Annotated in this window: 9 protein-coding genes and 1 pseudogene (1 of these 10 only partly in view); all 10 read left to right on the plus strand. The window is 40.7% G+C overall.

Features of this window, described 5'->3' with window-relative positions; all coding sequences use genetic code 11:
- Position 1 precedes the first annotated feature (1 nt).
- Positions 2–991, plus strand: coding sequence for an HlyD family secretion protein (locus BZK24_RS00785; RefSeq protein WP_000071798.1), 990 nt, complete (start codon positions 2–4; stop codon positions 989–991).
- Between the two features lie 20 nt (positions 992–1,011).
- A complete protein-coding gene (locus BZK24_RS00790; protein WP_171972360.1) occupies positions 1,012–2,100 on the plus strand; it encodes an ABC transporter permease in 1,089 nt (362 codons plus the stop codon).
- The gene (locus BZK24_RS00795; protein ID WP_077656272.1) at positions 2,097–3,227 is read left to right on the plus strand and encodes an ABC transporter permease; all 1,131 of its coding nucleotides are present in this window, start codon (positions 2,097–2,099) and stop codon (positions 3,225–3,227) included. Before BZK24_RS00790 ends, BZK24_RS00795 begins: the two co-directional genes overlap by 4 nt.
- Positions 3,214–3,786, plus strand: a complete 573-nt coding sequence (locus BZK24_RS00800) for a YigZ family protein (RefSeq protein ID WP_077656273.1) — start codon at positions 3,214–3,216, stop codon at positions 3,784–3,786. The genes BZK24_RS00795 and BZK24_RS00800 overlap by 14 nt, the downstream gene beginning before the upstream one ends.
- A gap of 10 nt (positions 3,787–3,796) precedes the next feature.
- Positions 3,797–4,243: a protoporphyrinogen oxidase HemJ gene (gene hemJ / locus BZK24_RS00805; protein ID WP_077656274.1), complete on the plus strand. Its 447-nt coding sequence runs from the start codon at positions 3,797–3,799 to the stop codon at positions 4,241–4,243.
- 26 nt (positions 4,244–4,269) lie between these two features.
- Positions 4,270–5,010 (plus strand): bifunctional demethylmenaquinone methyltransferase/2-methoxy-6-polyprenyl-1,4-benzoquinol methylase UbiE, encoded by a 741-nt coding sequence (ubiE, locus tag BZK24_RS00810; RefSeq protein WP_077656275.1) that lies wholly within the window; start codon positions 4,270–4,272, stop codon positions 5,008–5,010.
- 9 nt (positions 5,011–5,019) lie between these two features.
- Positions 5,020–5,307, plus strand: a complete 288-nt coding sequence (locus BZK24_RS00815) for an exodeoxyribonuclease VII small subunit (protein WP_077656276.1) — start codon at positions 5,020–5,022, stop codon at positions 5,305–5,307.
- Positions 5,308–5,310: 3 nt separating this feature from the next.
- Positions 5,311–6,108, plus strand: coding sequence for a carbon-nitrogen hydrolase family protein (locus tag BZK24_RS00820; RefSeq protein WP_077656277.1), 798 nt, complete (start codon positions 5,311–5,313; stop codon positions 6,106–6,108).
- Complete coding sequence (serS, locus tag BZK24_RS00825) at positions 6,109–7,356, plus strand: serine--tRNA ligase (RefSeq protein ID WP_077656278.1); 1,248 nt, start codon at positions 6,109–6,111, stop codon at positions 7,354–7,356.
- A 9-nt stretch (positions 7,357–7,365) separates the two neighbouring features.
- Positions 7,366–7,565: pseudogene (locus BZK24_RS00830) on the plus strand (tetratricopeptide repeat protein); it runs 2,349 nt beyond the window's last position.

A 7,565-nucleotide genomic window follows, 5' to 3' on the forward strand; every position in this document is an offset into this window, starting at 1 on the left:
CATGTCAAATAGCATGTTGGATAAAAATAAAGCGATTCTTACAGGGGGTGGGGCTTTATTATTAGGGCTAATCGTGCTTTTTTATTTAGCTTATCGCCCTAAGGCTGAAGTGTTGCAAGGGTTTTTGGAAGCCAGAGAATACAGCGTGAGTTCCAAAGTCCCTGGGCGCATTGAAAAGGTGTTTGTTAAAAAAGGCGATCACATTAAAAAGGGCGATTTGGTTTTTAGCATTTCTAGCCCTGAATTAGAAGCCAAGCTCGCTCAAGCTGAAGCCGGGCATAAAGCCGCTAAAGCGCTTAGCGATGAAGTGAAAAGAGGCTCAAGAGATGAAACGATCAATTCTGCGAGGGACATTTGGCAAGCGGCAAAATCCCAAGCGAACTTGGCTAAAGAGACTTATAAACGCGTTCAAGATTTGTATGATAACGGCGTGGCGAGTTTGCAAAAACGCGATGAAGCCTATGCGGCCTATGAAAGCACCAAATACAACGAGAGCGCGGCTTACCAAAAGTATAAAATGGCTTTAGGGGGGGCTAGTTCTGAAAGTAAGATTGCCGCTAAGGCTAAAGAGAGCGCGGCTTTAGGGCAAGTGAATGAAGTGGAGTCTTATTTAAAAGATGTCAAAGCCCTAGCCCCAATTGACGGGGAAGTGAGTAACGTGCTTTTAAGCGGTGGCGAGCTTAGCCCTAAGGGCTTTCCTGTGGTGCTCATGATAGATTTAAAGGATAGTTGGTTAAAAATCAGCGTGCCTGAAAAGTATTTGAACGAGTTTAAAGTGGGTAAGGAATTTGAAGGCTATATCCCAGCGTTGAAAAGAAGCGCGAAATTCAGGGTCAAATATTTGAGCGTGATGGGGGATTTTGCGACCTGGAAAGCGACGAATAATTCCAACACTTACGACATGAAAAGCTATGAAGTGGAAGCCATACCCTTAGAAGAGTTGGAAAACTTTAGGGTGGGGATGAGCGTGTTGGTTACCATTAAACCTTAAAAAGGATTGTTTTGTTCAGATTGATAAGCGCATGGGTTTTACAAGACAAGTTCTTGTTTATCGTGTGTTTTATATTGCCTTTTTGTTTAGGGGTTTTAGGCACGCAAATCTTTAAACAAGAAACCCCAAGACAGCTCCCTATCGTGGTGGTGGATTTGGATAAGACCACTACAAGCCATCAAGTGGCGTTTGAATTAGGCGCAACGAGCGCGCTTCAAATCAAATACCAGGTTACTAGCCTTTCAGAAGCCAAACGCTTTTTAAATTCCGCTGAAGCGTATGGGGCGTTAGTTTTGCCTAGAGATTTAGAGAAAAAAATCAAAATGGGGCGAAAGGTGGATTTGCCCTTTTATTATAACGCTGAGTACGTTTTAGTGGGCAAAACGCTCAAAAACGCCTTTTTGCAAACCGCTTTGACCTTAGACGCTAAAACCTTAGCCACCAAAGCTTTAGTGCGAGATTCCAATTTGATTTCCGCTAAAGCCCAAGCAATGCCTATTGTTTTGAAATTGCATGCCCTATACAATGAAGAAAACAATTACACGCAATACCTTTTAAGCGTGATGCTGCCTTGCATGTGGCTCATTTTTATTGCGATTGGCATGCTCAATTTCATTCAAAAAATCTCTAACATGCGAGAGCTTTTAATCAGTATTTTAGCGAATGCGTGCGTGTTTAGCTTTTGGGGGATGGGCATGGCGTTTTATTTTAATCTCATTGGCATGGAGGGGCATTATGCACACTTGTCATTGGTCTTTTTAGCGGTAGTCTTGATGACGCTCATTATGAGCGGGTTTGTGGTGTTGGTTTATGGCGTTTCAAAAAGCGCTATTGAAACCGCTGGTGCGATTGGGGTCTATACCGCTCCAAGCTTTGCGTTTGCTGGGGTGACTTACCCGCAAAACAACATGGAAATTTTTGGGAGTTTTTGGAGCCATTGCTTGCCCATTAGCCATTTTATGAGATTCTTTTTACAAGAGGCCTATTATAAGACGGATTTAACAGAATCTTTAAATTCTTTAATGCCCCTTTTGTTCTTTTTAATCTTTTTAGCCTTAGGGCTTTTGGTTTTTTATTTTTCTTTTAAAAAAGACAAGGCTAGTGCATGAATTTTTTTAAAATCCTTTTAATGGAGTTAAGAGCCATTGTTTCTCATAAGGGCGTTTTATTGATCCTTATAGGCGCTCCTTTAATCTATGGCTTGCTTTATCCCTTGCCTTATTTGAAAGACATCGTAACGCAGCAAAAAATCGCCCTTGTCGATGAAGACAATTCATTTCTTTCTAGGCAATTAGCCTTCATGGCGCAAAGCTCCAACGAGTTAGAAATCGCTTTTTTTAGCCCCTCTATGCTGGAAGCTAAAAAGCTTTTAAAAGAAGAAAAAATTTATGGGATCTTACACATTCCCTCTCATTTTGAAGCCAATATTTATAAACAAGTGCCTGTAACGATAGATTTTTATGCGAACGCCAATTACTTTTTGATTTATGGCGCCTTAGCGAATGCGGTGGTGGAGAGCATCAACGCCTTAAATGATAAAATAAGGTTCAAACGCAACGCCCAAATAGAAGAAGCTGAATTAGGGACAGACGGGATTAAGATTAAGCCTATCGCTTTGTATAACCCTAGTGAGGGGTATTTGAATTACGCACTCTCTAGCGTGTTTATTTTCATCTTGCACCAGGTGATGCTCATTGCAAGCAGCATGTTTACTAGCTCCAGGCGTTTGGAATTAGCCCTTTTAGACAAGAAACAAATCGCTTTAAGGCTGTGCGCAAGACTCTTGGTGTTCATGGGGGCGTTTAGCGTTTTTATTTTATGGTATTTTGGGGCGCTGTTTTCTTTTTATGGGATCGAACGGCATGGGAGCGCTTTAATGGTGTTTTTGAATAGCTTGATTTTCATGCTTGCGGCCTTGAGTTTGGGGTCGTTTTTAGGCGCATGGATTAAAAATGAAGCCCACACCACTCAAATCGTTTTGATTTCTTCTTTGCCCTTGATTTTTATGATGGGTTTTGTGTGGCCTTTTGAATCCTTGCCCTCTTATTTACAGGTTTTCGTTCAAATAGTGCCTGCTTATCATGGGATCAGTTTGTTAGGGCGATTGAATCAAATGCATGCGGAATTTATAGATGTGTCCATCCATTTTTACGCGCTTATTGCGATTTTTATCGTGAGTTTTATAGGGTGCGTGTTCAAAATCAGCTCTTTAAAGAAAGCTTGTGAAAACGCTTAAAAACCTCATCACCTCCAAGCACCAAACTAAAGCGTCTCGTTTTTTAGGGTATCTTATGCCTTTTGATGATTTTGAAAAAACCCTTTTGCAATTGAAAAAAGAGCATTTTAGAGCTGCGCATTTTGTAACGGCGTTCCGCTATTCTTTAGAGGGCAAAATCACGGAGGGTTTTAGCGATGATGGCGAGCCTAAAGGGAGTTCAGGCATGCCTGTGCTTAGCGTTTTAAGGCGAGAGGATTTGATCAATATAGGATTAGTGAGCGTGCGTTATTTTGGAGGCACGCTTTTAGGGGTTGGGGGCTTGATGAAAGCTTATGCTAAGAGCGCATTATTGTGCGTAGAAAACGCTCAAAGAGAAAACGCTTTTAAGGATTTTGTGGAGTTAGAAACTTTAAGCGCTCATTATTCTTACAAAGAATTAGACGCTCTTCAGCGTGAAATTAAGAAATTTAGCTTACAATTAAGCAAAAAGAATTTTTCAAACCAAAGCGTGGAAGTGGAAATCAGCGGCGAAAGAGAAAATTTGCAAGCGTTTTTGCAACAAAATAAGATAAATTAGGGAGAGTGGTATGGAATTTTTGAGCGGGTATTTTTTATGGGTTAAGGCTTTCCATGCGATAGCGGTCATTTCGTGGATGGCGGCACTATTTTATTTGCCGCGCCTTTTTGTCTATCATGCAGAAAACGCCCATAAAAAAGAGTTTGTGGGAGTGGTTCAAATCCAAGAAAAAAAGCTTTATTCCTTTATCGCTTCGCCGGCTATGGGCTTTACGCTTATCACAGGGATTTTAATGTTGTTGATAGAGCCTGCACTCTTTAAAAGTGGGGGTTGGTTGCATGCTAAATTGGCTTTAGTGATCTTACTTTTAGCCTATCATTTTTATTGCAAGAAATGCATGCGCGAGCTAGAAAAAGACCCTACAAGAAGAAACGCAAGGTTTTATCGCGTGTTTAATGAAATACCCACGATTTTAATGATTCTCATTGTGATCTTAGTGGTTGTCAAGCCTTTTTAAAGACAAGCCATGAAAAAAGAAAAGTCATGAAAAAAGAAAAGCACCTCAAGCAAGAAAAAATCATCAACATGTTTGATGATATAGCCAGCTCTTACGATCAAGCCAACCGCTTGATGAGTTTTGGATTAGACGTTAAATGGCGCCAAAGGGCTTGCGAGCATGCGTTTTTGTTTTTGGAGAATAAAAAAGCGTTAAGGCTTGTGGATGTGGCATGCGGGACGGGGGATATGCTTGTGGCTTGGCAAAAAAGCGCTTTAAATTGCGGCATAGAGTTTAAGGAATGTTTGGGGATTGACCCCTCTAATAACATGCTTGAATTAGCCATTAAAAAATGTGAAGAGCTTGAAAACAAAGCTTCTTTCATCCAAGCTCAAGCCAAAGATTTGAAAGGCGTTGAAAATAACAGCGTGGATATCCTTTCCATTGCGTATGGCTTGCGTAACATCGTGGAAAGACAAGAAGCTTTAAAAGAGTTTTTTAGGGTGTTAAAGCCTAGGGGCGTTTTAGTGATTTTAGAATTTTTAAAAAAAGACAACCTCACATGGCTGGATAAAATCTCAGGGTTTTACACGAATAAGGTTTTGCCTTTAGTGGGAGGGGCTATCAGTAAAAATTATGGTGCTTATTCTTATTTACCGCAGTCCATTGAGGGGTTTTTGAGTTTGGAGGGTTTGAAATTTGAATTAAAAAACGCAGGGTTTGAGATTGTAAGGACTGAAGATTCTATCGCTCAAATTTCAACGACCATGCTTGTTAGAAAAAGCTAAAGGAATGTCATGCAAGATGAATTATTTGAAACCGAAAAAGCCCCCCCAAAAAACACTAAAAACACTAAAAACGCTAAAAACGCTAAAAACACTAAAAATACCCCTAAAAAAAGCTTTGAAGAGCATGTTTATGCCCTAGAGCGAGCCATAGATCGCTTGAATGATCCTAATTTGTCTTTAAAAGACGGGATGGATTTGTATAAAATGGCTATGCAAGAGTTGTTTTTGGCTCAAAAGCTTTTAGAAAACGCTTATTCAGAGCATGAAAAACTCCAAACGCTAGATAAAAAGGCTTAAAGCATGCGAGTGTTTGCTTTGCAATTAGAGTCTTTTGAAGAAAATCTCATGCAATCCCTATTCAACTCCGTACCCAAGAAAAGCGTGGTGGTGTTGCCTGAATACGTGATCAACCCCTTTTTCCACCATAACATGGGATTGGATTTGGATGAAATTAACGCGCAGTCTGCGCGAGCGATGGAGTTTTTGTCGCAAAAATGCGAAGAATCAGATTTGATCGTTTCAGCCCCAGTGCTTTTAGAAGAACGTTCTAAAATCTATAAAAAAATCGCCCTCATTTCTAAAGAAAGCGTGAAGTATTACACGCAACAACGCCTAATCCCCTATCCTCACTGGGATGAAGAGAGCTTTTTTGACAATGAGAAAAGCGCTTTTAAAGAATTGTTCGTCTTTGAAAGAGACGGCTTAAGAATCGCCCCTTTGTTTGGCTTTGAAGCGCATTTTGATGAAATATGGGTTCAGGTTAAAAATCAGGGCGTGGATGTGGTGCTTTTAAGCAGCGTGGCCACCTTTGAATCCAATGAAAGGTGGCGGCTTTTGTGCCAGATGCGCGCTTTTTGCACTTCTTGCGTGGTGGTTAGGGCTAATAGGATCGGGGCGTATCGCCAAATCCTTGTAGAAGAAGATCAAAAAAACGAATTCTTGTGGAAATTTTATGGGGATAGTTTTGTGGCTTTGCCTAATGGCGCTATTGAATATTCTTTAGAGGGTAAAATGGGGGCTTTGAGCGCTCAAATAGATAAAAACGATATAGACGAATGGGCTAAATTGTGGCATTTTAGAACGATTAAAGAGGGTTGAATGATTGATAAAAAACTTTTGTTGCAAGATTTTGACAAGGTGGCTCTTTCTTTAAAAAAGCGTAACCATGCGATGGGCGATGAATTAGAGCGTTTGCACGAAGCCATCACGCATTATAAAAAGCAACTCATTGAATTAGAAGGCTTGCAGGCCTTTCAAAACAAGGTTTCTAAAGAATTTGGTATTAAAATGGCTCAAAAAATGGATACAAGCGATCTCAAAAAAGAGCTAGAAAACAATAAAATCAAATTGAACGAGCTTTCCAAAAGCGTGGGCGAAGCAGAACAAGAAATGGATTTAAAGCTTTCCATAATCCCTAATTTAGTGGATGAAAAAACCCCTTTAGGCGCGAATGAAGAAGACAACATAGAGATTAAAAAAATCTTAACCCCAAGGGTTTTTACTTTCAAACCCAAAGAGCATTTTGAACTCGCCCAACAAAACGGCTGGATTGATTTTGAAAGCGGCGTGAAACTCGCCAAAAGCCGTTTTTCGGTCATTAGGGGTTTTGGGGCGAAAATTTATCGCGCGCTCATCCATTTAATGTTAGATTTTAATGAAAAAAACGGCTTTGAAATCATCTACACGCCGGCGTTAGTGAATGAAAAAATGCTTTTTGGGACCGGGCAATTACCCAAATTCAAAGAAGATGTTTTTAAAATAGAAAATGAAAATTTGTATCTGATCCCCACCGCTGAAGTAACGCTCACCAATTTATACAACGACACCATTATTAGCGTTGAAAGCCTCCCCATTAAAATGACCGCGCACACGCCTTGTTTCAGGAGCGAAGCAGGGAGCGCCGGAAAGGATACAAGGGGGATGATAAGACAGCACCAGTTTGATAAAGTAGAGCTTGTGGCTATCACGCACCCCAAAGAAAGCGATGCGATGCAAGAATATATGCTAGAGAGCGCGGGCGAAATTTTAAAGGCTTTGGAATTACCGCACCGGTTCGTGCAATTGTGCAGTGGGGATTTAGGCTTTAGCGCGAGCAACACGATAGACATTGAAGTGTGGCTGCCTGGGCAAAATTGTTACAGAGAAATCAGCTCCGTGTCTAACACGAGGGACTTTCAGGCTAGGCGCGCCAAAATCCGCTTCAAAGAAAATCAAAAAAACCAGTTAGTGCACACTTTAAACGGCTCTTCTTTAGCGGTAGGAAGGACGATGGTCGCTTTAATGGAAAACCACCAGCAAGCGGATGGGAGCATCCATATTCCTAAGGCGTTAGAAAAATACCTTTAAGGCTAGTTTGTGCTGAATGAAGAGCAAAATTCATTAGAAGAAAAAGGGGGCGAAAATAAGAACGAAAAAGAAACCCCCCTAAAGGGCATTCATTCTAAAATCCCCTCTTTGAAGCAGGCTTTAGAGCAGACGATTAGTAAAATCAAAAGCTCTAAAGAGTTTTTCAAACAGCTTTCACGCAATAAAAAAAAGCTTTATATCGCGCTTGG

Source organism: Helicobacter pylori (genome assembly GCF_001998165.1).
Lineage (GTDB): Bacteria > Campylobacterota > Campylobacteria > Campylobacterales > Helicobacteraceae > Helicobacter > Helicobacter pylori_DL.